Source organism: Rothia sp. (in: high G+C Gram-positive bacteria), assembly GCF_030540545.1.
Taxonomy (GTDB): Bacteria; Actinomycetota; Actinomycetes; order Actinomycetales; family Micrococcaceae; genus Rothia.
Genome location: NZ_JAUNVZ010000006.1, coordinates 1 through 24,719, shown reverse-complemented (window position 1 = coordinate 24,719; position 24,719 = coordinate 1). Strand labels below are relative to the sequence as shown.

At 58.2% G+C, this 24,719-nt stretch carries 14 protein-coding genes and 1 tRNA gene; 6 read left to right on the top strand and 9 right to left on the bottom strand.

Annotated features, from left to right (window positions below):
- Positions 1-88: 88 nt before the first annotated feature.
- From prfA to argS, 7 genes are all read right to left on the bottom strand, one after another.
- On the bottom strand, positions 89-1,171 hold the full coding sequence (prfA, locus tag Q4P78_RS06120; RefSeq protein ID WP_303339478.1) for a peptide chain release factor 1: 1,083 nt from the start codon (positions 1,169-1,171) through the stop codon (positions 89-91).
- A gap of 17 nt (positions 1,172-1,188) precedes the next feature.
- On the bottom strand, positions 1,189-3,285 hold the full coding sequence (gene rho / locus Q4P78_RS06115; protein WP_303339477.1) for a transcription termination factor Rho: 2,097 nt from the start codon (positions 3,283-3,285) through the stop codon (positions 1,189-1,191).
- Between the two features lie 266 nt (positions 3,286-3,551).
- Positions 3,552-4,538 (bottom strand): homoserine kinase, encoded by a 987-nt coding sequence (gene thrB, locus Q4P78_RS06110; RefSeq protein WP_303339594.1) that lies wholly within the window; start codon positions 4,536-4,538, stop codon positions 3,552-3,554.
- Between the two features lie 320 nt (positions 4,539-4,858).
- A complete protein-coding gene (gene thrC / locus Q4P78_RS06105; RefSeq protein WP_303339476.1) occupies positions 4,859-5,965 on the bottom strand; it encodes a threonine synthase in 1,107 nt (368 codons plus the stop codon).
- 119 nt (positions 5,966-6,084) lie between these two features.
- Positions 6,085-7,365, bottom strand: coding sequence for a homoserine dehydrogenase (locus tag Q4P78_RS06100; protein WP_303339475.1), 1,281 nt, complete (start codon positions 7,363-7,365; stop codon positions 6,085-6,087).
- Positions 7,366-7,502: 137 nt separating this feature from the next.
- Positions 7,503-9,014 (bottom strand): diaminopimelate decarboxylase, encoded by a 1,512-nt coding sequence (locus Q4P78_RS06095; protein ID WP_303339474.1) that lies wholly within the window; start codon positions 9,012-9,014, stop codon positions 7,503-7,505.
- A gap of 150 nt (positions 9,015-9,164) precedes the next feature.
- Positions 9,165-10,829, bottom strand: coding sequence for an arginine--tRNA ligase (argS, locus tag Q4P78_RS06090; RefSeq protein ID WP_303339473.1), 1,665 nt, complete (start codon positions 10,827-10,829; stop codon positions 9,165-9,167).
- 92 nt (positions 10,830-10,921) lie between these two features.
- On the opposite strand from argS, the gene Q4P78_RS06085 reads away from it, so the two are divergent.
- From Q4P78_RS06085 to hrpA, 3 genes are all read left to right on the top strand, one after another.
- A tRNA-Arg gene (locus Q4P78_RS06085) sits at positions 10,922-10,994 on the top strand.
- 173 nt (positions 10,995-11,167) lie between these two features.
- Entirely contained in the window at positions 11,168-12,211 is a 1,044-nt protein-coding gene (locus tag Q4P78_RS06080; protein WP_303339472.1) for an alpha/beta hydrolase, read from the top strand.
- 247 nt (positions 12,212-12,458) lie between these two features.
- Entirely contained in the window at positions 12,459-16,904 is a 4,446-nt protein-coding gene (gene hrpA / locus Q4P78_RS06075) for an ATP-dependent RNA helicase HrpA (protein WP_303339471.1), read from the top strand.
- 81 nt (positions 16,905-16,985) lie between these two features.
- On the opposite strand, the gene Q4P78_RS06070 is transcribed toward hrpA, so the two are convergent.
- Together Q4P78_RS06070 and Q4P78_RS06065 are read right to left on the bottom strand one after the other, a co-directional pair.
- Positions 16,986-20,282 (bottom strand): bifunctional [glutamine synthetase] adenylyltransferase/[glutamine synthetase]-adenylyl-L-tyrosine phosphorylase, encoded by a 3,297-nt coding sequence (locus Q4P78_RS06070; RefSeq protein WP_303339470.1) that lies wholly within the window; start codon positions 20,280-20,282, stop codon positions 16,986-16,988.
- Complete coding sequence (locus Q4P78_RS06065) at positions 20,282-21,622, bottom strand: glutamine synthetase family protein (protein ID WP_303339469.1); 1,341 nt, start codon at positions 21,620-21,622, stop codon at positions 20,282-20,284. Before Q4P78_RS06065 ends, Q4P78_RS06070 begins: the two co-directional genes overlap by 1 nt.
- A 200-nt stretch (positions 21,623-21,822) precedes the next feature.
- On the opposite strand from Q4P78_RS06065, the gene panB reads away from it, so the two are divergent.
- From panB to Q4P78_RS06050, 3 genes are all read left to right on the top strand, one after another.
- A complete protein-coding gene (gene panB, locus Q4P78_RS06060; RefSeq protein ID WP_303339468.1) occupies positions 21,823-22,728 on the top strand; it encodes a 3-methyl-2-oxobutanoate hydroxymethyltransferase in 906 nt (301 codons plus the stop codon).
- 171 nt (positions 22,729-22,899) lie between these two features.
- A complete protein-coding gene (nrdR, locus tag Q4P78_RS06055; protein ID WP_303339467.1) occupies positions 22,900-23,370 on the top strand; it encodes a transcriptional regulator NrdR in 471 nt (156 codons plus the stop codon).
- A 347-nt stretch (positions 23,371-23,717) separates the two neighbouring features.
- Complete coding sequence (locus Q4P78_RS06050) at positions 23,718-24,653, top strand: DUF559 domain-containing protein (RefSeq protein ID WP_303339466.1); 936 nt, start codon at positions 23,718-23,720, stop codon at positions 24,651-24,653.
- Positions 24,654-24,719: the final 66 nt, after the last annotated feature.

Genomic DNA, 24,719 nt, shown 5'->3' with positions numbered 1-24,719 from the left:
TACTCTCTATCAAATACTCTCCATCGAATACTCACCGGGTAACCACAAGCGTAGATATCCGGTGACTATTCAAAGTATCAGATATAGATTAGGACTCTTCCTTACCGAGCTGCTCGAGTCGGTGAGCCTCATCCATCTGAATAGCGGACTGAACCACAGGCTCCAGGTCGCCACCGAGCACAGCATCCAGGTTGTACGCCTTGTAACCGGTACGGTGGTCAGCGATACGGTTCTCCGGGAAGTTGTAGGTGCGGATACGCTCGGAGCGGTCCATAGTGCGCACCTGAGATGCGCGGTGAGCCGCGTTTTCAGCGTCGATCTGCTCCTGCTGGTGTGCCAGCAGTCGTGCACGCAGCACGCGCATTGCCGCTTCGCGGTTCTGCAGCTGGGACTTTTCGTTCTGCATAGCAACCACAATGCCGGTGGGCAGGTGGGTAATACGCACAGCGGAGTCGGTGGTGTTCACGCTCTGACCACCCGGGCCGGAGGAGCGGTACACATCGATCTTCAGATCGTTCTGGTTAATTTCGATTTCTTCGGGTTCGTCCACTTCGGGGAAGACCAGCACGCCCGCTGCGGAGGTGTGGATTCGTCCCTGGGATTCGGTTGCGGGCACGCGCTGCACGCGGTGCACACCACCCTCGTACTTCAGGTGTGCCCAGACGCCTTCTGCCGGCTCATTGGAGGAGCTCTTAATAGCAATCTGTGCATCCTTGTAGCCACCCACATCGGTGCTGGTGGACGAAATAATTTCGGTCTTCCAGCCCTTAGACTCGGCGTAACGCATGTACATGCGCAGCAGATCGCCCGCGAAGAGCGCTGCTTCGTCGCCACCGGCACCAGCCTTAACTTCCAGAATGACGTTACGGCCATCGTCCGGGTCGCGAGGAATGAGCAGACGGCGCAGCTTCTCCTGCGCTACTTCCAGCTCTTCTTCCAGACCGGGGATTTCCGCGGCGAATTCGGGGTCTTCGGCAGCCATTTCGCGTGCTGCTTCCAGATCGTCGTTCAGGCCCTTGTACTTGTGGTAGGCGGTGACGATACCGGTCAGTTCGGCGTAACGGCGGCCAACTCGGCGCGCCTTACCCTGGTTTGCCTGCACCTCGGGGTCGGCGAGCTGGTTCTGCAATTCGGCGTGCTCATCGAGCAGCACCTGGATAGATTCAAACATCTCTTACTCTCGCTTCCTTAGGCGCTTACGCGCAAACCATTCTTCTGGACGGTGATCAAGAATTCTGCGTTGTTCTGAGTCTTACGCAGCTGGTTGGTCAGAACACCCAGTGCCTGCTCGGGTTCCATACCCGCCAGGGCACGGCGCAGACCCCACATGATCTTCACTTCTTCCTTGGCCAGCAGGCTCTCCTCGCGGCGGGTGCCCGAAGCGGTCACGTCCACAGCCGGGAAGATACGCTTATCAGCCAGCTGACGGGACAGGCGCAGCTCCATATTGCCGGTACCCTTGAACTCTTCGAAGATCACTTCGTCCATCTTGGAGCCGGTCTCCACCAGGGCGGTTGCCAGGATGGTCAGGGAGCCGCCCTCTTCAATATTGCGGGCAGCACCGAAGAACTTCTTGGGCGGGTACAGTGCTGCGGAATCCACACCACCGGAGAGGATACGACCCGAGGCGGGAGCCGCCAGGTTGTAGGCGCGGCCCAGGCGAGTCATGGAGTCCAGCAGAACCACCACGTCGTAGCCGAGCTCCACCATGCGCTTAGCACGCTCAATGGCCAGTTCAGCCACGGTAGTGTGGTCCTCAGCGGGACGGTCGAAGGTGGAGGCAATAACCTCGCCGCGCACGGTGCGCTGCATATCGGTCACTTCTTCAGGGCGCTCATCCACCAGCACCATCATCAGGTACACATCGGGGTTATTCTCGGTAATAGCGTTTGCAATGGACTGCAGCATGACGGTCTTACCCGCCTTGGGCGGGGAGACAATCAGACCGCGCTGACCCTTACCGATCGGGGCAACCAGGTCAACCACGCGGGTGCTCAGCTTCTTGGTGGTGGTCTCCAAGCGCAGACGCTCCTGCGGGTACAGGGGGGTCAGCTTGGAGAACTCGCGGCGGGTTGCAGCCTCTTCAACGCTCTGACCGTTAATAGCCTCAACGCTCACCAGGGCGTTGAAACGCTGACGGGAGGGGTTCTCACCCTCGCGCGGCACGCGAATAGCGCCCAGCACATGGTCGCCCTTACGCAGGTTGTACTTCTTGACCTGAGCCAGGGAAACGTACACATCGTCCGGGCCGGGCAGGTAGCCAGAGGTGCGCACAAAAGCGTAGTTATCCAGGATTTCGAGCACGCCGGACACCGGTGCCAGCACGTCGTCTTCCTTGATCTGTACCTCGGCGTCACGGCGAGCAGCGCGGCGCTCAGCCTGCTTCTCATAACGATCACGCTTGGAGCGGCGCTCAGTCTTCTCATAACGATCGGACTTCTCGTAACGATCCGCCTTGGAGGCACGCTCAGCGCGCACGGGCTTCTCGGCACGTTCTGCGCGCTCTGCCTTCTCGGTGCGCTCTACACGCTCAGTCTTTTCGATGCGCTCGGTACGCTCAAACTTTTCGGCGCGCGCAGGCTTCTCAACACGCTCAGCCTTATCTGCACGCTCGGTCTTCTCCGGGCGGTCAAACTTAATCACAGCATCCACAGCAGCGGTGCGATCATTACGCTCAAAACGCTTCGAGCCTCGCTCACCGCGCTCAGCACGCTCAGCCACACGGCGAGCGGTACGCTCACGGCGCTGCTTAACCGGTTTCTCCTCAGCAATCGGACCAAAGGTCTGGTCCAGGGCAGCAGTAATGCTATCCAGGCTCGCCGAACCATCAGCGGTAGAAGCCTTCAAATCAGCAGAATTCTCCGGCAGGATTACCTGAGTATCACGCGCAGTAATATGCTCCTGCGCCAGGGCTGCCTTAACATCCAGCAGCTCCGGAGCGTCCGGATCCGGGGTCATGGTACCCACCAGGGTGCGGGGCTTACGGCGACGCTTAGGCTTCTCAAAGCCTTCAATCTGGAAAGTCTCCACAGTAGAAGTGTTCGGAGCCTTCTCAACCACCGGGGTCACACGCGCCGCACGAGAAACGGGAGCTTCCTCAACCGGTGCGCTACCGCCGCGCTGATGCAGCTCAAGAGCCTGCACCAGCTCATGCTTACGAAGCTTCAAATAATTCTTAATACCCAGCTGCTGCGCCAAGGAACGCAGCTGAGCTACCTTCAGACTGCTCAGATCAGCGGTCGCCTCAGCGCCGTTGTCCTCAGTCACGACAATATTCTTTGCCACAATATTTCCTCAATAAATCACACCGTCTTCAGACGATCCCGCTCAGAATGCGGGCAGAATAACGGCTCGAGGGTCAGATAACCCCCGCAATGAAAATCCGCATACGGTGCGGGCACAGCCTCACAGCTGCACCCGCGCATCATGATAGGCACGACACATACGGAAAGGGTGAACAGGACAGAGATCCTGCCCACAGGTGCAACGCCCACCCGAAAGGAAATAGAGTGTGACGCGCACCATAAAAACTCTAGGGTACTAAACCCTACCTAAACCAGTGTAACACCTTCAGTATCAATTTCAAGAGGCATAACACGCCACGACAGGCGACGCTCACCATCCACGCTCTGCGGATCATGAGCCTCGAACTCCTCAATCGCCTCACGAATCACCTCAATCTCATCGCGAGAACGAGCAAAAGCCAAAACAGTCGGACCAGCACCGGAAATCACCGCGGGAATCTCTTCCTCGCGCAAAAACGCCACCAGCGCAGCCGAGGGCATCATCGCAGGAACACGATAGCCCTGATGCAAATAATCAACAGTCGCCTCCATCAAAAAATGAGGAGCATGAGAAAGCGCACGCACCAACAACGCCGCACGCGCCGAATTCGCCGCCGCCTCCTCATGAGGCACAGAAGCAGGAATCAACGAACGAGCCTGCTTAGTCGACACCTCATAATCAGGCACAGCAACCACAGGAATAATACTCGGATGCACCGGCACATTTGCCGAACGCCAAGCACCGGGCTGACCCCAGGACACCGAAGCATTACCAAAGAGCGAAGGAGCCACATTATCCGGGTGACCCTCCATATCAGAGGCCACCTGCAGCAATTGTTCACGGCTCAAACGGAACTCAAAGGGCAGCAACTCATTGGCCGCAAACACACCAGCCACAATAGCCGACGCCGAGGAACCCATACCGCGAGAATGCGGAATACGATTATGAGCCGTCAAACGCAAACCCGGCAGCACCTGCAAACCAGCCGCAGCAAAAGCCGCCGCCATAGAACGCACCACCAAATGAGAAGCATCGCGAGGAACATCCTCACTACCCTCACCCGAGAGCACAAACTCCAAACCACTCTCAATACGCTCCACGCTCAGCTCATCATAAAAGCCCAACGCCAAACCCATCGAATCATAACCGGGACCCAAATTAGCGCTAGAAGCCGGCACACGCACCGTCACACGCGCACCCACAGGGATATCCGCCGGAACAATCAGAGGAACAGCAGAAGCAGGAGAATACATAGAATCAGACAATCGAAAACCTTGAGAAGAGTTCAGAGCGGAAAATATACGACACTAGAGTACCTGAGCTGAGTGTATCAAGCCAACTAAATCTATGTGATATGGATGTGAGTTAATGAGTCTTTAATATATTGATTTGGGAGTGTATTTATATGCGGATTTATGTTTAGAGATTTGTAAATGATAGATGTGTGCCTCGAGGGTTGAAGGAGGCAGAGGCGGCGAGGCGCATGGAAACTTCGCAGGTGCTCACAACAAAGCGGTGGGTGTGTTAAGAACACACCCACCGCTTCTAGCTATCTATTACGTAGACGAATCAATTAGTTCTCGTCCAGACCCAGGGTCTTAGCCACAGCAACCACATCGAAGGGAACCTGCTTCGGCTCAACCTTCACACCGTTCACCGGCTCCAGAGCCCAGTTCGGGTCCTTCAAACCGTGACCGGTCACAGTAATCACAATGGTCTTACCCTCGGGAGCCTCACCCGCGCGGAACTTCTTGAGCAGACCCGCAACACCGGCAGCAGACGCAGGCTCAACAAACACGCCCTCACGAGCAGAGAGCCAGCGGTGCGCCTCCAGAATCTCCTCATCGGTCACAGAGTCAATCAGACCACCGGACTCATCACGAGCAGCCTCAGCGAACTCCCAGGACGCAGGGTTACCAATACGAATAGCGGTCGCAATGGTCTCCGGCTGATCAATCGGGTGACCGGCAACAATCGGAGCAGCACCAGCAGCCTGGAAACCCCACATAATCGGGCGCTTAGTCGCAACAGGCTCCAGAACCTCACCGTCACGGTTGGTGTACGGCTCGGAGTACTCCTTGTAGCCCTTCCAGTACGCGGTAATATTACCCGCGTTACCCACCGGCAGCATGTGGTAATCCGGTGCGTCACCCAGGGTGTCCACAACCTCAAAAGCGCCGGTCTTCTGGCCCTCAATACGGTAGGGGTTCACGGAGTTCACCAGGAACACAGGGTAGTTCTCGCTCAGCTTGCGAGCAACCTCAAGGCAGTTATCGAAGTTGCCGTCAATCTGAATGATATCCGCATTGTGAGCAATAGCCTGAGACAGCTTAGACATGGAAATCTTGCCGTCCGGAACCAGCACAGCACAACGCATACCAGCCTGCAGAGCAAAAGCAGCAGCAGAAGCCGAAGTGTTACCGGTAGAAGCACACACCACAGCCTTAGCCCCCTGAGCCTTGGCAGCGGTAATCGCAGCGGTCATACCGCGGTCCTTGAACGAACCGGTCGGGTTCATACCCTCAAACTTCAAGTACACGGTGTTACCGGTGTGCTCAGACAGAGCCGGAGCGTGAATCAGCGGAGTACCGCCCTCACCCAAGGTCACAGCCTTCACATCATCAGCAAACGGCAAACGATCGCGGTACTCATTAATAACGCCCTGCCACACATGTGCCATGGTGTATTCCCTTCATAATATGTGTTCGATACCCAAAGCCGGGCACAAACCGTGCACCCCGCGGCTCGCTCCCCCTCCTGACTGGGGAACCAACCGCAGGATGCACGACCAATAAACCTTTAGTTATTCTCCACGCGGATCACCGAGGTAATCTCGCGAACAGTATCCAAACCGTCAATCACAGCAATAGCGCGGCGCAGATCCGAATCCTTCGCGCTATGGGTGACAATGCGGATCATGGCGGTGCCATCCTCCGGACTGGACTGGCGCAGCGACTCCACGGAAATACCGTGCTCGGTCAAAATACGGGTCAGGTTCGACAGCACGCCCAGCTTATCCTCAACCAGCAGACCCACCGAGTAGCGGGAGACAATATTACCCAAACCGGTAGCCTGCAGCTGAACATAGGAGGTATCCGGAACACCCGGACCACCCAGTACCAGACGACGAGCCAGGGAAACGAAGTCACCCAGGACAGCGGAGGCGGTCGGCGCGCCACCGGCACCCGGACCGTAGAACATCAGCTCGCCGGCATTCTCAGCCTGAACGAAGACCGCGTTGAATGCGCCGTGCACGCCAGCCAGGGGGTGGCTGCGAGGAATCAGGGTCGGGTTCACGCGAATATTCACGCCCTCGCCATCACGCTCACACACAGCCAGCAGCTTAATGACATAGCCGTCAGCCTCAGCGGCAGCAACATCCTCGGCGCTCACGCCGGTAATGCCCTCAACGTGCACATCATCAATAGTGAAATCAGCGTGGAATGCCAGGGAGGCAACAATAGCAGCCTTAGAAGCGGCATCGTGACCCTCAACATCGGCAGTCGGGTCAGCCTCGGCGTAACCCAGATCCTGAGCATCCTTGAGCGCATCAGCAAAGGAGGCGCCGGTGGTGTCCATCTGATCCAGAATGTAGTTGGTGGTGCCGTTCATAATACCCAGCACGCGGGTCACGCGGTCACCCGCCAGCGAATCGCGCAGGGGGCGCAGAATCGGAATAGCACCCGCAACAGCAGCCTCATAGGAGAGCTGAGCACCTGAAGCGTCCGCAGCAGCCTGCAGCTCAACACCGTGCTTAGCCAGCAGCGCCTTATTACCGGACACCACGGACTTACCTGCCTGGAGCGCACGCAAAATACGGGTACGCGCAGGCTCAATACCACCGGTCAGCTCAATGACCACATCAGCGGCGTCAATCAAAGCATCCGCGTCGGTCGTGTACAGTGCAGGGTCAGCATCCCAATGGCGAGCAGCCTGAGTATCACGCACCGCAATACCAATCAGCTCAACAGGCGCACCAATGCGCTCAGCCAAGGTCGCGTTATCCTCCACCAGGATACGCGCCGCCTGGGAACCGACATTACCGGCACCCAGCAGAGCAACCTTAATCTTTTCAGTCACGTTATCTCCTAGCGTACTCCCGCACCATACGGGCAGTCTTAGTTCAAGAGTACCAAGAAAATACCGCCGCTGTCGCACCAGCAGCGGTATTTTCCCAGTATTTAAATCCTGCGCCCGCGCGGGCTCAGAATCAGAACCTAATCAACCATCAGGGCGAGCATCTCACCCTCAGACTGACGGCGCACAATCACGCGCGGATCGGCATGCTCAGCGGTAGCCACCACCGGCGGGCGAGTCAAGAAATTATAGTTCGAACCCAGCACATAGCAATAGGCGCCGGTCGCCGGAACAGCCAGCACATCGCCCGCCGCCAGATCAGCCGGCAGGTATGCATAACGCACCACAATATCGCCGGACTCGCAATGCTTGCCCACCACACGAGAAAGTACCTGCTCCCCCGCCGGGGCGCGGTTCGCTACGGTCACCGAATAGTCGGCGTCATAGAGCACCGGGCGAGCATTATCGCTCATACCGCCATCCACCGAAACATAGCGGCGCACGCGAATATCACCGTGCTCATCCTCAATGCTCACGTTCTTAATCGTGCCCACCGTGTACAGGGTAATACCCGAGGGACCCGAAATGGAACGACCCGGTTCAAAGGACATATGCGGAATATCCATAGACAGCTCGGCGCACACAGCGGCCACCGTATTGGCGATCGAACCGGTTACCTCAGCAATATCGCGAGGAGTATCAGCCTCGGTGTAGCCAATGCCGTAGCCGCCGCCCAGATCCAGCTCGGGCAGCTGGCGGCCAAAACGCTCATTGAGCTGATGCATAAATTGCAGGGCGGTTGCCGCAGCCTGCTCAAAACCGGCAGCATCAAAAATCTGGGAACCAATATGGCAGTGAATACCGCGCAGCTCAATGCTGTCGATTGCCTCGGCAATGGACGCCGCCAGCAAAGCGTAGGAATCGCTCGGTGCCACACCCCAGTACTCCAGCTCTTGGCTGCTCAAACCGGCAAGAGCGGCAGTATCGGGCTGCAGGGACATACCGAACTTCTGATCCTCGTGGGCGGTAGCAATCGCCTCATGAGTGGAGGCGTGCACGCCGGGGGTAATGCGCAACAGAACCGGCACCGGCGCGGGCAGCTCACGACCAGCCTGGGCACGCTCGGACGCCACCTGAGCGTACACGCGCTCAATCAGGCGCAGCTCATCCACAGAGTCAGCCACCACACGACCCAGACCCGCATCAATAGCGCGGCGCAGCTCAGCAACCGACTTATTATTGCCGTGCAGAGCAATATTCGCCGGGTCAAAGCCGCCGCGAATACCAATAGCCAGCTCGCCGCCGGATGCGGTATCCAGGCACAGCCCCTCCTCACGTGCCCAGCGTGCTACCGCGGTGCAGAGGAAAGACTTGCCCGCATAGTACACGCTCACCTGCGCATTATGGTGTGCAAAAGCCTGCTCAAAGGCGGTGCGGTAGGCGCGAGCGCGGGAACGGAAGGTGTCCTCGGAGAAGACATAGGCGGGGGTGTCGAACTCGGCAACCAGTTCGGAGACCGGGGTGCCGTCAACGCAGAGTTCACCCTCGGTATTGCGAGCAAAGGAAGGAGTCCAAATCACCGGGTTGAGCGCGGCGGGGTCCTCAGGGTAGCTCAGCCACTCGGGCTTGTACAGAGCAGCGGAATCACTCATCTATAACCTCTAGTTTCTTGACGAAAAAGTCGTGTAGAAGCCGCGCACATCACGGCTTAGGGGCATATTTCAGCAGGCACCGAATACCCCGAATATGACAGCGCAGGGCGCCCCCGACATGCTGCCGGGGCGCGCCCTTCACTGATTCTATTACATGCGCTCGGGGGCGGAAACACCCAGCAGACCCAGACCATTTGCCAGAACCTGAGCGGTTGCCTGGTTCAGCAGCAGGCGGGTGCGGTGCAGATCCGATACCTCGTCATCACCCTGGGGTGCCACACGGGAAACGCCGTACCAGCTGTGGTAAGCGGCAGCCAGCTGTTCCAGGTAGCGGGAGATACGGTGCGGTTCCAGGAACTGAGCGGCGGTGCGCACAGCAGCCGGGTACTGACCCAGGGCAGCCAGCAGCTCATCATCAGCCGGGCTGTTCAGCAGGGACAGGTCCACGCCGTCTTCAATGCGCACGCCAGCCTCGGCAGCATTGCGTGCCACGGCGTTGGTGCGTGCGTGTGCGTACTGCACATAGTAGACCGGGTTCTCATTGCTCTTCTGAGTCAGCAGACCCAGGTCAATGTCGATCGAGGAGTTCACCGAGTATCGGGTCAGCTCGTAGCGTGCTGCGTCCACGCCCACAGCCTCGACCAGGTCTTCGAGGGTGACCACGGTGCCCGCGCGCTTGGACATACGCACCGGCTTGCCGTCCTTGACCAGGTTCACCAGCTGACCGATCATGACCTCCAGCTGGTCGCGCTTGAAGCCGAGGATTTCAGCGATGGCCTTTAGACGACCGACGTAGCCCGCGTGGTCCGCGCCGAGCATGTAGATTGCAACATCGGCGGGGTTTTCGGGGCGGGTCATCTTATTGCGGTAGTAGGCGATATCGCCGGCAACATAGGCGTGGTTGCCGTCGCTCTTGAGCACCACACGGTCCTTATCGTCACCGTATTCGGTGGTGCGCAGCCACCAGGCGCCGTCCTTTTCGTAGAGCTTATCGGATGCCTTGAGGTCTTCAACGATCTGGTCGACCTCGCCGGAGTCGAACACGGAGTTCTCGTGGAAGAATACGTCAAAGTCGGTGCCGAAAGCGTGCAGGGATTCCTTAATCTGCGCGAACATCAGCTCGGTACCGATTTCGCGGAAGAGCTCTGCGGGGTTTTCGGATTCCAGGGCGTCGGGGCGAGCCGCGAGGATCTGGTCCTTAATATCGGTAATGTAGGCGCCCGCGTAGCCGTCCTCGGGGGTGGGTTCATTGCGTGCTGCAGCCAGCAGGGAGTTCACGAAACGGTCAATCTGAGTGCCGTGGTCGTTGAAGTAGTACTCGCGCACAACCTTCGCGCCGGATGCCTCAAAAATATTTGCCAGGGCGTCGCCCACAGCAGCCCAGCGGGTACCGCCCAGGTGGATCGGGCCGGTGGGGTTTGCGGAGACGAACTCCAGGTTAATGGTCTTGCCCGCCAGATCTTCATTCGTGCCGTAGGAGGCGCCTGCGTCCACAATGGTCTGTGCCAGGGCGCCTGCGCTTGCAGCGTCCAGGCGGATGTTCAGGAAGCCCGGACCTGCAATGTCCACGCTTGCCACACCGTCAATAGCGGTGATCTTTTCAGCCAGGATGGTGGCAACCTCGCGGGGGTTCTTGCCGACCTTCTTGCCCAGCTGCAGGGCGATATTGGTTGCCCAGTCACCGTGCTCGCGGGACTTGGGGCGCTCCACGCGCACGCTGGGCAGCTCTGCGCCCTCTACGAGGGTCAGCTCGCCGTTGTCAATTGCCGCCGCCAGGGCGCTGTCGATAGCTACAGAAAGTTCTTCAGGGGTCATAACTATATAGTTTAGCAACTCTTCTGATAGTATGGTGAGACAGCTGTGCCCTGTCTCGGCAGGCTATCTGCCGGGGTCAGAAAGCAGTGTTTGCCCTTGTAGCTCAGGGGATAGAGCGCTTGCCTCCGGAGCAAGAAGTCGAAGGTTCGAATCCTTTCAAGGGCACTAAGCACCGTCCGTTCGTACTGAAAATGTGTGTAGATTTTCAGTCAGCGGGCGGTTTTTCTATACCCTATGTGCGGGCAGCGGATACACTATAGGCAGGTATCGCTTGTGAAGCATGTACCGCTCTTGAATATAGTGCACAACACACAATACGCAGCTGAGGAAAGAAACCGATGACTCTTAGCTATATCTCCGGAACCTACCGCCCCGACTCCGCTCGCCGGGCACTGGCGCACCCAGCTGTGTCCATTGCTGCCGATGCCTTTGATTATGATTTCTTTCCCGCTGTCTCCAGCGGGGATTCTGCTCCCCTGCTGATCTGGGTTCATGGAGGCGCCTGGCGCTTCGGTACGAATACCGGCTGGCGTCTGCCCGCACCTGAGCCCAGTGCGGCGCTGAGCGGCCCTTTTACCTCGGGGCCGGCGCAGGCTCTAATGCGCGATGCTCTGCTATCTGCTGGCTGGGCGCTGGCGAGTATTAATTATCGTCTCAGTGATACGGCTCTTTTCCCCGCTCCTCTGCACGATGTTAAAGAGGCAATCCGCTATTTCCGTGCCCAGGCTGAGCGTTTTGGTATTGATCCGGAGCGTATTGCCATTGCAGGCGGTAGCGCTGGCGGTCACCTGAGCTATATGGCTGCCTTCACCGGCGGTTTGGATGATTCTCTCGCCCCGGAACTGGCTGAGTACTATGAGGGTCGTGAGTTTAGCGAATACCCTGCTGTCTCTAGCGCCGTGGCGGCCGTTGGCTCTTTCTACGGGGTCAGCGATTTGCGTTCTATTTTTACCGACCGTCCGCTGGTGGGTCTGCACTATGCCGAGGCTGAGGATGACGGCGCCGAGTGGCGTTTGCTCGGCAGTGACTACCCTATTCCGGATGTTTTGCCGGAGCCGGGGCTGGTGCATCACGGTGTGTCGGATCATTGCTCTCCCCTGCTGGATTCGCGCCAGCAGGCTATTGAGAATTGGGAGCGCGTTCACCCCATTGATCTGGCGCGCTCTAGCGCTGTCTCTCCCGTACCGACCTTTGCCAGCCACGGTATTAGCGACCCCGTAGTGCCCTATATTCAATCCTTGAGGGTTGATAATGCTCTGCGAGCGCGAGGAGTACACACTCGCCTGCATCTGGTGCCCGGAGCTGTTCATGCTGATGGCGCCTGCTTTAGCGCGGCAATTATTGAGGATTTTGTGGACTTTCTAGAGCGGGTGCGCCTGTAAAAATAAGAATTCGGGCCGATACAGTACAACACTGTATCGGCCCGATTCTTAGGCCGGTAAACCTAGTGCTCTTGAGAGAGCCGGCCCATAGGGAACCAGCCCCTAGGGAACCAGAACCGTCTTACCGACAGAACCACCGGCACCCATCGCAGCCACAGCCTGGGCAGCCTGCTCCAGGGGGGATCGGAACTCGCCCATTGTGAAAGACTCACCGGGCTAAAGAGTATACGAGTACACTAGTAGTGATATGTCTACGAAGAATACACAGACTCAAGCATCCCCTTCTCTTTCCAGCATGGCGGCAGCAATTCACGCCGCCGGTGTGCGCGCAGCCGTCACCGAAAACTCGCGCGCCGACAGCCAAAAGCAGAGCACGAAGAATTCGCAGAAGAACTCTTCCCGCTCCCGTCGTTCCTCTCGTGTACAGAACGCCTCCGCCAAGGGCGTAGCTCAGGGTGCCTCCGGGCAGAACCAGCGCGCTAACGATAAGCAGTCCAAGCGCAGCTCCTCCAAGGGCGCCAAAAACCGCGGTAGCCAAAAACCTGCCGAGCAGGCGCCCTACTCCCCCTATATCCCTGAGACTATCCTCTACCCCGAGGAGCTGCCGGTCTCGGAGCGCCGCGCCGATATTATGCGCGCAATCGCCGAAAACCAGGTGGTTATTGTCGCCGGCGAAACCGGTTCGGGTAAGACCACCCAGCTGCCCAAAATGTGTCTGGAGCTGGGCCTGGGCGCAAAGGGTCTGATTGGTCATACGCAGCCTCGTCGTCTGGCGGCGCGCAGTGTTGCCGAGCGCATTGCCGAAGAGCTCGGTCAGCAGATCGGTGAGACCGTGGGCTACCAGGTGCGTTTCACCTCGGATGTGAGTGAAAAGTCCGCAATTAAGCTCATGACCGACGGTATTTTGCTGGCGGAAATTCAGCACGATAAGCTGCTGAGCAAATATTCGGTGCTCATTATTGACGAGGCGCACGAGCGCAGCCTGAATATTGATTTTATTCTGGGTTACCTCAAGCGTATTTTGCCGCAGCGCCCGGATTTGAAGGTCATTATTACCTCCGCGACCATTGACCCGGAGCGTTTTGCGCGCCATTTCTCCCCCTCCTATGTGCCTGGCAAGGGCATTGTGGATGAGAGCCTGAGCGAGGAGGAGCGTGCGCTCGCCGAGGAGATTCTGCCCGATGATGCGCCTCCGATTATTGAGGTGTCCGGTCGAACCTACCCCGTGGAGATCCGCTACCGCCCGCTGGAGGGCGAGTGGGATGATGAATCCGAGGAGCAGGATCTTGACCCCATTGACGGCATTCTGGAGGCGGTCCGTGAGCTTTCCAAGGAAGCGCCCGGCGATATCCTTATTTTCTTCTCCGGCGAGCGTGAAATTCGTGATGCCCAGGATGCACTGGAGTCCATGATCGCTAAGAACCCGCGCATGGTCTACGATGTGCTGCCCCTCTATGCGCGCCTGTCTTTGGCGGAGCAGCATCGCGTGTTTAAGCCCGGTCCCCGCCCGCGTATTGTGCTGGCGACCAATGTTGCTGAGACCTCGCTGACCGTGCCGGGTATTAAATATGTGATTGATACGGGTACGGCGCGTATTTCTCGCTATTCTGCGCGCACTAAGGTGCAGCGCCTGCCCATTGAACGTATTTCTCAGGCGAGCGCTAATCAGCGTTCGGGTCGTTGCGGCCGTGTCAGTGACGGTATTGCAATTCGCCTGTACTCTGAGGAGGATTTCGACTCGCGTGCCGAGTTTACCGACCCGGAGATTCTGCGCACGAACCTGGCGGCTGTTATTTTGCAGATGGTTGCTATTGGTGTGGTGCGTGCCCCGGGTGATATTGCGCGTTTCCCCTTTGTGCAGCCGCCGAATTCGCGCGCGATTAATGACGGTGTTCAACTGCTGCGTGAGCTGGGTGCCCTGGCGGAGACTACCCGCCGTGTGCGCGGTTCGGTGAGTAAGCAGACGGTGCTCACCTCGACCGGTCGCGCCATGAGTGCCCTGCCGGTGGATCCGCGCCTATCTCGCATGATTATTGAGGGCTCACGCCGCGGCGTTGCGAAGGAAATGATGGTTTTGGCGGCGGCTTTGACCATTCAGGATCCTCGCGAGCGCCCGAGCGAGGTGCGCGGCGAGGCCGATGCTGCTCACGCGCGTTTCAATGACACGGAGTCTGATTTTAGTTCCCTGATGCTGCTGTGGCAGTACGTGAATGAGCGTCAGTCTGAGCTGTCTTCCAGCCAGTTCCGTAAGATGTGCCATCGCGAATTTTTGAACTTTGTTCGCCTGCGCGAGTGGCAGGATCTTTTCGCGCAGTTGCGTGAGATGGGCCGCAGCGCCAATATTAGTGTCTCTGCCGGTCGTGAGATTGATCCGAGCGCCCACGAGGAGCAGGTGCATAAGAGTCTGCTCTCGGGTCTGCTTTCGCAGATTGGTGCTAAGGAGGAGCGTGAGCCTTCCTACGGTAAGGCGCCTCGCGGTCCGCGTGAGTACCTGGGTGCTCGCGGTACTCGCTTTGCAATTTTCCCCGGCTCGGCGCTATTTAGGAAGAACCCCGATTGGGTGCTCTCTGCCGAGCTGGTGGAGACCTCCCGCCTGTGGGCGCGCATGAATGCGTCGATTAAGCCCGAGTGGGTGGAAGAGGTCGCTAAGCACCTGATTAAGCGTCAGTATGCTGAACCGCATTGGTCGGTCTCTCAGGGTGCTGCGCTGGCGCTGGCTAAGGGAACCCTGTACGGGCTGACGATTTTTGCTGACCGTACCGTGCAGTACGCGCGTGTGGATATGGCGGCAGCGCGTGAGATTTTCATTCGCTCCGCCCTGGTGGAGGGTCAGTGGACTACTCGCCATAAGTTCTATACCCGCAATCAGCGCGCGCTGGCGCAGGTTGAGGAGCTTGAGGCACGCCTGCGTCGCCGCGATTTGCGTGTGGATGATCAGGTGCTCTTTGAGTTCTACGATGCTCGTATTCCTGAGCATGTGTACGATGTGCGCAGTTTTGATTCCTGGTGGAAGCAGGAGCGTCTGAATAATGACGACCTACTGGATTTCAACCCGGATAAGTTGATTAATGAGGATGCGGGTTCCCTGGACGACTCGGACTTCCCGCGCCAGTGGGTGCAGCGCACCCCCGGCGGTGAACTGAGCCTGGATTTGCGCTATGAGTACGCCCCTGCTGCTCATCTAAATACCTCCCGCACCGAGGAGGCTATGCGTGATGGTGTGGCGGTGCAGGTTCCCCTGCTATTCCTGAACCAGCTGGATCCTGAGCCTTTCCGCTGGCAGATTCCGGGTCTGCGCCATGAGCTGCTGACCGCCCTGATTAAATCCCTACCCAAGGCGATTCGTCGTAATTTTGTGCCCGCACCCGATGTGGCTCGTAGCGCCCTGGAGGTTCTCACTAGCGAGTTCTCCCCCGCTGAGGATAAGCTGCTGGATTCTTTCGCGCTGGTGCTGCGCCGTTTGCGCGGTGTGGTGGTTGAGCCCGAGGCTTTTGATTGGGAGGCTCTGCCCGCTCACCTGAAGTTCACTTTCCAGGTACGTAATGCGCGCAATACAATCCTGGGTGAGTCTAAGAGCATTGTTCAGCTGCAGCAGGATCTGCATAAGGAGATTCGTAGTGCCCTGGCTGATTCTCTGGGTGCTTCTAGCGGTGATATTGCGGCTCTGCAGGCTATTGCTTCGGGGGCTTCCGATGCGACGCCGGGAGTAAAGTCCGGCGGCGCACAGGGTGCCAAGCCCGGTGCCCAGCCGGGCACAGCGCAGGGTTCCGCCGGGGTGCAGGGCGCCTCCGCTTCAGGATTGAGCGAGCGCGCCGGCATTACCGTCTGGGATAAGGCCCTGGGTGAAAACGGCGTGATTCCGCGTAAGATTCAGCGTGTGATTGCAACCCAGGCAGTGACCGGCTACCCGGCACTGACTGATGAGGGTTCCTCTGTTGCTCTGCGTATTTTCCCCACCGAGCAGCAGCAGCTGCACGCTCAGCGAAGCGGTGTGATTCGTCTGCTGCAGCTGATGATCCCTTCGCCCGTGCGTTATGTCAGTGAACACCTGTCGAATAAAGAGAAGATTGTGTTCACGCAGAACCCGCACGGCTCCATTGATGCCCTGCTGGAAGATTGCACCGTGGCGGCGTTGGATAAGCTGGTGCCGCGCACTCCGGTCTTTGGCCTGGATGAGTTCCGCGAACTTTATGAGCATGTGCGCGCCGAGCTGATTGATACGGTCTTTGAGATTACCAAGCTGGTGGCGGAGATTTTCGCTCAGGCGAACGCTACGCGCAAGGCGGTCAAGAAGGCGACTAGCTTGTCGACTATGCACGCGGTCTCGGATGTGAAGGCTCAGGTGGATGATTTGGTCTACCCCGGTTTTATTGCGCAGACCGGGTACGCGCAGTTGATTCATCTGCCGCGCTATTTGCGTGCGGCGCAGCTGCGTTTGGAGAAGCTGGGTCCGAATCTGCACCGTGATAATCAGTTGATGCTTGAGGTTCAGGATATTGAGGACGCCTACGATAAGGCAGTCTCTTCCCTACCGCCGGGCACCCTGGTGTCGGATGAGCTGCGTGCTGTGGATTGGATGATTCAGGAGCTGCGCGTGAGCTTCTTCGCTCAGGAGCTGGGCACCGCCTATACGGTCTCCTCCAAGCGTATTGCTAAGGCTCAGCGCGAAGCACTGGATCAGCTCAAGCAATAGCTTATCTATCGAGTACATACTAAAGCTGCCTCTCAAGAGAATATTTTCTTGAGAGGCAGCTTTAGTTATTTGGAGAGCAAACTACGCAAAGAAGAGGCGCTCATACACCTTGCGGGCGTGGCGGGTGGTGCGCAGGTAATCCTCCTCCAGCGCACGCCACGCACCGGGCGCGTAACCGCACCAGCGAGCCACCGCCTCCATATCCACCGGGTTCGTCTGCAGCACATCGGATTGGCGCACGCCGCGCATCACATTGCCGCCGCGCACCATGGTCGCCAGCAGCCAGGCGGCACGTAGGGACTGAGCATCCTCAGCGCTCACCAGTTCAGCGTCAACCGCCGCCGCCAAAGCCTGCAGGGTCGAGGTGGTACGCAAACCGGGTACCGCGTGCGCGTGCTGTAGTTGCAGCAGCTGAACCAGCCACTCCACATCGCTCAAACCGCCGCGACCGAGCTTAACCTGGCGGGTACGATCGGCACCGTGAGGCATGCGCTCATTCTCCACGCGCGCCTTAATACGGCGCACCTCCTGAGCCTGAACAGTATTAAAATCTACCGGGTAACGGTACGGGTCAATCAACTCCACGAAATCCTTACCCAGGGAGGCATCGCCCGCAATCGGGCGGGCGCGCAGCAGAGCCTGGAACTCCCACACCTCAGCCCACTTCTCATAGTAAGCAGCATAGGATTCTAGGGAACGAACCATCGGACCCTGCTTACCCTCGGGGCGCAAATCCGCATCAATTTCCAGTACACGCTCGGCGCGAATTGGGGGTTTGAGGGGCTGCTTAATGAGCTGCATCAGTCGCTGAACAATGCTCAACGCTTGGGCAGAAGCCGCCGAATCCTCAACACCGGGCACCGGGCGGTACACAAACATAACGTCCGCATCCGAACCAAAGCCGTTCTCGGCGCCACCCAAACGACCCATCGCAATCACCGAAATCTCGGCGCTGAGCACACCCTCAGATTCGAGCACCTCACGCTGAGCAATCGCCAAAGCGGCAGCAATCACGCACTCATCCACCGCCGCCAAACCGGCGCACACGCGCTCAATATCGCTAAAGCCCAGCGCCCACGCCATACCAATACGCAGCAGCTCACGGCGGCGCAAGAAACGCACCGCGCGCATAGCCTCCAGGGCGTCCGCGTGGCGGGTCAGCAGCGAAGAAATCTCACGCTCCAGGGTCTTGACCGTACGCGGGGACAGCTCGCCAGGCTTATCCAGCCAGGCAATGGCGGTGGGGGTATCCTCCAACAGATCCGTCAGGCGACGAGAGGAAGAGAGCAGCGCGCACAGGTACTCCGCAGCAGCCGGCGAATCGCGCAGCATACGCAAATACCAGCTGCTGGAGCCCAACGCCTCAGAAACAATACGGAAACCCAGCAGGCCCGCGTCGGCATCCACGCCCTGAGCCAACCAGCCCAACAGCACCGGCATCAAGTGACGCTGAATCTCGGCGCTGCGCGAGAGCCCAGCCGTAAGCGCCTGAATATGGCGCATGGCACCGCGCGGATCGCGATAACCCAGAGCCGCCAGACGGTCACGTGCCGCCTGCTCGCTCAGTACCGCTTCATCAGCCGACAGGTGAGCCACCGCCGCCAGCAGCGGACGGAAGAATAGACGCTCATGCAGGGCACGCACATCGCGCTTCGTCGCATTCCACGCCTTCAGCAGCGAGGTGGCGGTCAACTCCCCCAGGCGCTCAGGAGGCAGTACCGCGCGCGCCAGCACACGCTGAGCCTCCGGTGCCTGAGGCATCAGATGCGTGCGGCGCAATTGAGCCAGCTGCACGCGATGCTCCAGCACGCGCAACTTCTGATAGTCGCGTGCAAAAGCAGCGGCATCCGCACGGCCAATATAGCTCGACTCGGCAAGGGCAGCAATGGAATCCACCGTGGTTTTGGTGCGCACCGACGGGTCGGTTCGACCGTGCACCAGCTGCAGCAGCTGCACCGTAAATTCAACATCGCGCAAGCCACCGGCGCCTAGCTTAATCTGCCATTCGCGCTGATCGGCGGGAATATTATCGCTCACACGGGCGCGCATAGCCTGCACCGACTCCACGAAAGAATCACGGGCGGCGCTCTCCCACACGAGCGGGTCAATGGCGCGCGCAAACTCGGCGCCCAGGGCGGCGTCTCCCGCCATGGGGCGTGCCTTGAGCAGCGCCTGAAATTCCCAGTTCTCGGCCCAGCGCTTGTAGTAGCGCATATAGGCGTCCAGGGTGCGCACCAGCGCGCCGTCTTTGCCCTCGGGGCGCAGGTTCGCGTCAACTTCCCACAGGGGCGGTTCGGGTGCGGGCGCCATAATTGCCTTAGTCAGGGCGTGCACCATATCGGTGGCAAGGCTCAGCAGTCGGGTCTCATCCAGGGGCGCAGAGCCGTCCTGCGGGGTGGCGGCTGCGGCGCAGTACATGACGTCTACATCGGAGATATAGTTCAGTTCGCGCGCGCCGCATTTACCCATGCCGATCACAGCAAGGCGCACTTCGGAGGCGAACGGTTCGCGTGCCTGCACCTGGGCGCGGGCAATAGCGAGCGCCGCTTCAATGGCTGCTGCGGCAAGGTCAGCGAGGTGACGACCAATAGTCGGTTGCAGAGCCACAGGATCGGCTGAACACATATCAACCAGCGCCAGGCGAGTTAGGGCGTATCTATAGGCAACACGTAGTTGAACATAGAGTGGTTTTGCATCCCCAACTCGCTGACCGGATGCCCAGGATGCACAAGGCACAGCTGCCTGCGAGTCGGCACCCACCGCCTCTAAGAGTTGGGCGCGGTAGCCAGTGTCTAAAGGCGCAATAGGAGTCAAGAATTGCTCATCGCGCGGCAGGCGCTCGGATTCGGGGAGCAAAGACTCCGGGAATTGCACAGCACGCAGGCGCTCTTCTTCCGCACTCAGTGCCTCGGGTTCAGCCAGTTCAAGGAGCGGGCGGACATACTCCACTCGGCGGTACAGAAAATCTCCCAGTGCTTGGGAAGAGCCCAGCAGACGTAGGAAATTCTCGCAGGCGCGCAGGCTCGGCACTGCGCTCCCCTCGTGCGTATGAGAAGAGTGCGCGCGAGAAGAACCGGACTCCAGAGCGGCACGTAGCTGCTGCCCCAGCGCCGGGTCTTTCTCCAACAGACGCACCAGGGCGGGCAGAGCCGTATCGGGGCTGGGCGCATAGTGCACAGCCGCGATCAGGCCGGCGCTATCCCAGCCCTCCAATTCGCGGGAGCCCAACCAGCGCTCTGCTTTCTCCACATCGGCAAAACCGCTCGCGCGCAAAGCCGCATGCAGAGCCTGACGCTGCTTGCGCGCTGCTGCCCTGTCCGCATCCTCAATAGCGCTCTGGGTATCCGCAGCGCCCGTATTTTCAGCGGGAACCGGCATTAGAGAATACCCAGATTATGCTTGAGTTCGTAGGGGGTCACCTGGGCGCGGTAGGCTCGCCAATCCGCGCGCTTATTGCGCAGGAACTGCTCAAAGACCTGCTCACCCAGCACCTCAGCCATGAACTCCGATTCTTCCATGAGCACGGTCGCATCGTGCAGGGAGGAAGGCAGGGGGTGGTAGCCCATTGCGCGGCGCTCAGCATTGGTCATCGCTGCCAGGTCCTCAGTCACGGCGGGCATCAGCTCGTACTCGTGCTCAATGCCCTTCAAACCGGCGGCAAGAATCACCGCGTACGCCAGGTAGGGGTTGGATGCAGAGTCCAGACCGCGGTACTCAATGCGCGCGGACTGCATCTTATTGGGCTTGTACAGGGGCACGCGCACCAGCGCCGAACGGTTATTGTGACCCCAGGAAACATAGGAGGGAGCCTCGCCGCCGCCCCACAGGCGCTTATAGGAGTTAATGAACTGGTTGGTCACCGCGGTGAACTCGGGGGCGTGCTTCAAAATACCGGCAATAAAATGACGCGCGGTCTTCGAAAGCTGGTACTCTGCGCCCGCCTCGAAGAAGGCATTGGTATCGCCCTCAAAGAGCGAGAAATGGGTGTGCATACCGCTGCCGGCGTACTTGGTGAAAGGCTTGGGCATGAAGGTTGCGTACATACCCTCGGTGTAGGCGACTTCCTTAATCACGGTGCGGAAAGTCATCACATTATCGGCGGTCTGCAAGGCGTCGGCGTGGCGCAGGTCGATTTCATTCTGACCGGGGCCAGTCTCATGGTGGCTAAACTCCACCGAAATGCCGACCTCTTCAAGCATGGTGACAGCCTTGCGGCGGAACTCCTGCACAATACCGCCGGGAGTATGGTCAAAATAGGATTCGTAATCCACCGGCACGGGGAAACCATCGGCGCCCAGCTTAGCCGACTCCAGCAGGTAGAACTCAATCTCCGGGCTGGTGTAGCAGGTAAAGCCCATATCGGCGGCCTTATTGAGCACACGCTTGAGCACGCCGCGGGTATCGGATGCGGAGACCTGACCGTCGGGGGTGAGAATATCGCAGAACATGCGGGAGGTGTGCGCATCCTCGCCGCGCCAGGGCAGGATCTGGAAGGTTGCGGGGTCCGGCTGCAGCAGCATATCGGACTCGTAGACACGCGATAGGCCTTCAATGGAAGAACCATCAAAGCCCAGGCCCTCCTCAAAAGCGCTCTCTACCTCGGCAGGCGCCAGAGCCACGGATTTGAGGGTGCCGACCACGTCGGTAAACCACAGGCGGATAAAGCGAATATCGCGTTCCTCAATGGTACGGAGTACAAATTCCTGCTGACGATCCATCACTGACCTCCATCATGGGCCGGCACCCGATTCTTGAGGGCGCGCGGCGCGTATATGCTGTCTCTTAAGCCTACCGTTTTTACGACTCTATTGCCTGTTTTAAGGCGCCCCTGAAGGTTAAGAATTGGTTACAAAGAGAGTGCCCGCAGAGATCTCACAGCCCACAGCGAACGCCGTGATTGAGAGGATAAAATAGAAACATGAGCGAAAAAGAAACCGCCCCCTACGGCGCAGCCTCCGAGACCAGCGCGCAGGCGCCGGCAGCACATCAGCACACCGACGCAGAAACTAGCCTCAGCAGCGTGCGTAAAATCCGCACCCTGCATCTTGCCCAGGCAAAGGCCGCCGGTGAAAAATTTGCGATGCTCACCTGCTACGACTTTTTGACCGCGCGCGCCTTTGACCGCGCCGGTATTGAAACTCTGCTCGTGGGCGATTCCGCCGCAAATGTGGTCCTCGGATACGACTCGACTCTGTCCATTACTCTGGACGAAATGATCCCCATGGTCGCTTCGGTGGTGCGCGGTGCCCAGCGTGCACTGGTGGTTGCCGACCTACCCTTTGGCACCTATGAGCTTTCCCCGCAGCAGGCGGTTGAATCTGCAACTCGCATGGTCAAAGAAGCAGGCGCTCACGCCGTCAAGCTTGAGCTGGATGCCTCCCAGACCGAGTGGGTTCGTGCCCTGGTGCGCGCCGGTATTCCGGTGGTGGCTCATGTTGGTTTCACCCCGCAGGCTGAGAATGTTCTGGGTGGTTTCCGCGTGCAGGGTCGCGGCGATTCTTCCGCCCGCGTGGTTGAGGATGCACGCGCCCTGGCAGAGGCCGGCGCTTTCGCAATCCTGATGGAAATGGTCACCGTTGAGACCGCCCGCGCCGTGGATCAGGCGGTTGGTTCCGTGCCGACTATTGGTATTGGTGCTTCCAATGTAACCACCGGTCAGGTGCTGGTCTGGCAGGATGCATTCGGTCTGCGTACCGAGGGTCGCCTGCCCAAGTTCGTGCGTCAATTCGCTCAGGTCGGTCAGGTACTTGAGGATGCCGCCCGCAATTACCGCACGGCTGTGGTTGAGGGCTCCTTCCCCGCTGAGGAACACACCTTCAATTAACCTCCCCCTCCTTTTCTCAGCAATCCGGCAAGGCTGCGGCTGGCTATCCGGCAAGGCTGCGGCTGCTGGCCGCCCTAAATCCCGCCCAGAGCATACTCATTACTATCTTCTTGGGCTGGGTATGGCGAGCGCGCTAAAATAGGTGTAACTATATACCGTGAAAGGTTGATCATGTATTGCCCCTATTGCAAGCATTCTGAATCCCGTGTGGTTGATTCCCGCACTACCGATGACGGCGCTGCAATTCGCCGCCGCCGCCAGTGCACGCACTGCGGTAGCCGCTTTAGCACGGTAGAAACCACCGCCATTTCGGTTATTAAGCGCTCCGGCGTGTCCGAGCCCTTCAACCGTTCCAAGATTGCTGCCGGTGTGCGCAAGGCTTGCCAGGGTCGCCCCGTTTCTGAGGATGAGCTGGCTAAGCTGGCTCAGGAGGTTGAAGAGACCATTCGCGCTCGCGGTCTTGCGGAGATTGATGCGCACGAGGTGGGTCTGACCATTCTTGAGCCTCTCTCCCGCCTGGATGCCGTGGCGTATTTGCGTTTTGCAAGCGTGTATCAGGCATTTGAGAGCATGGAAGATTTTGAGCAGGCGATTGCAACCCTTCGTTCGGGTTTCGGATCCTCTGAGCAGTCTAAATCCTAGACTATATACAGAGGATGCTGACGCCTATCTGCTTAGATTCCCGGTTCTAGATCGTTTTGGCAGAGCCTTGATTTCTACGCTGGATATTGAGAAGGCCGGTTCTTAGTCTTTGATATACACCTATTAAGCCCCGAAGTAGTCTCCTACTTCGGGGCTTTCCTCTACCTTTTTACCTCCCCCCCAATCCGGCAAGGCTGCGGCCACCAATCCGGCAAGGCTGCGGATAACTATCGTACTATTACATAGTGTTAAGCTCAAACTAGCGACTTATCCACATATGTAAATCATTTTTACGTAATATTCTGTTATTTATTGACGTTTGGTGTTAATCTGTGCACTCTTGAAGTATGGCTATTAACATCACCGAAGATATTTTTACGGCTAAACAAGCCCAGAAGAGCTCATCAGATTGGCAGAGCTTCAAGACGCCCATTACCTATCGAGATTTTAAACGCCTTGGCAAAGGTCGTTATATCCGCGAGTCGGAGTGGAGTGACCTCGGTAAAGAGCGCAAGCATCTACTTCTCATGGATAGCTATGCTCGTCTTTTTGATTCCCCTGTTTTTTCGCATCTTAGTGCCGCACTCGCGTTAGGGCTTGATGTTCTCACTGTTCCGGATAAGATTCAGGTGCGGCGAACCGGTGGTTCAACTCCTGACTTCGTGCAAAGTCGGCGCGATGATGCCAGTCTGAGCGCAGCTACTCTACTGAGTGAAGATGGTTTCCTTTGCACGTCCATCGAGGACACGGTCTTATCATGCGTTCGTTTCTTAAAGCCTTATGAAGGTCTTGTCATTGCAGAATCTGCTTTGCACAAAGGTCTTGTAGATTATGACACTCTATTTAAGAAGCTTATGTCTTCTCCTCGCAAGGGAAGCCTGGCAGCACGCTGGGTTGCAGGCATAATGAGTCCTCTATCGGAGTCGCCCGGCGAGACGCTCACGCGTTTGCTCCTACTTGATCTTGGTCTTGAACCTGTTCAGCAGCTTCAAATTGGTCCGTTCCGTGTTGATTTTGCGTTACTTGAGTACAACATTGTTGTTGAGTTCGATGGTGCTATCAAATATGACGGTCGTTTTGGTCTAAGTCCTGAAGAGACGTTAGCTAGGCAAGAAAACCGCGAGCAATATCTGCGTCAACAGGGCTGGACAGTTGTACGTTTAACCTGGGAAGACGTCGTTGTCCATCGTGAGCAGGCTCTTCGCAAGCTGTCACTGACGAATGTCCCTCCACTTAATTGGGTGTCAATGTATGACCATGGCTTGCGCAAAATGAGAGATTAGTTTTCCCGCAACCTTGCCGCATTGCCAGCCACAGCCTTGCCGGATTGGGAAAGAGGTATTGGTTCT

Coding starts and splice junctions, on each gene's coding strand:
- nrdR (WP_303339467.1), top strand. CDS start 22,900: ATGTATTGCCCCTATTGCAAGCATTCTGAATCCCGTGTGGTTGATTCC.
- Q4P78_RS06080 (WP_303339472.1), top strand. CDS start 11,168: ATGACTCTTAGCTATATCTCCGGAACCTACCGCCCCGACTCCGCTCGC.
- argS (WP_303339473.1), bottom strand. CDS start 10,829: ATGACCCCTGAAGAACTTTCTGTAGCTATCGACAGCGCCCTGGCGGCG.
- Q4P78_RS06065 (WP_303339469.1), bottom strand. CDS start 21,622: ATGGATCGTCAGCAGGAATTTGTACTCCGTACCATTGAGGAACGCGAT.
- hrpA (WP_303339471.1), top strand. CDS start 12,459: ATGTCTACGAAGAATACACAGACTCAAGCATCCCCTTCTCTTTCCAGC.
- thrC (WP_303339476.1), bottom strand. CDS start 5,965: ATGGCACATGTGTGGCAGGGCGTTATTAATGAGTACCGCGATCGTTTG.
- Q4P78_RS06050 (WP_303339466.1), top strand. CDS start 23,718: ATGGCTATTAACATCACCGAAGATATTTTTACGGCTAAACAAGCCCAG.
- Q4P78_RS06070 (WP_303339470.1), bottom strand. CDS start 20,282: ATGCCGGTTCCCGCTGAAAATACGGGCGCTGCGGATACCCAGAGCGCT.
- thrB (WP_303339594.1), bottom strand. CDS start 4,538: ATGTATTCTCCTGCTTCTGCTGTTCCTCTGATTGTTCCGGCGGATATC.
- prfA (WP_303339478.1), bottom strand. CDS start 1,171: ATGTTTGAATCTATCCAGGTGCTGCTCGATGAGCACGCCGAATTGCAG.
- Q4P78_RS06095 (WP_303339474.1), bottom strand. CDS start 9,014: ATGAGTGATTCCGCTGCTCTGTACAAGCCCGAGTGGCTGAGCTACCCT.
- panB (WP_303339468.1), top strand. CDS start 21,823: ATGAGCGAAAAAGAAACCGCCCCCTACGGCGCAGCCTCCGAGACCAGC.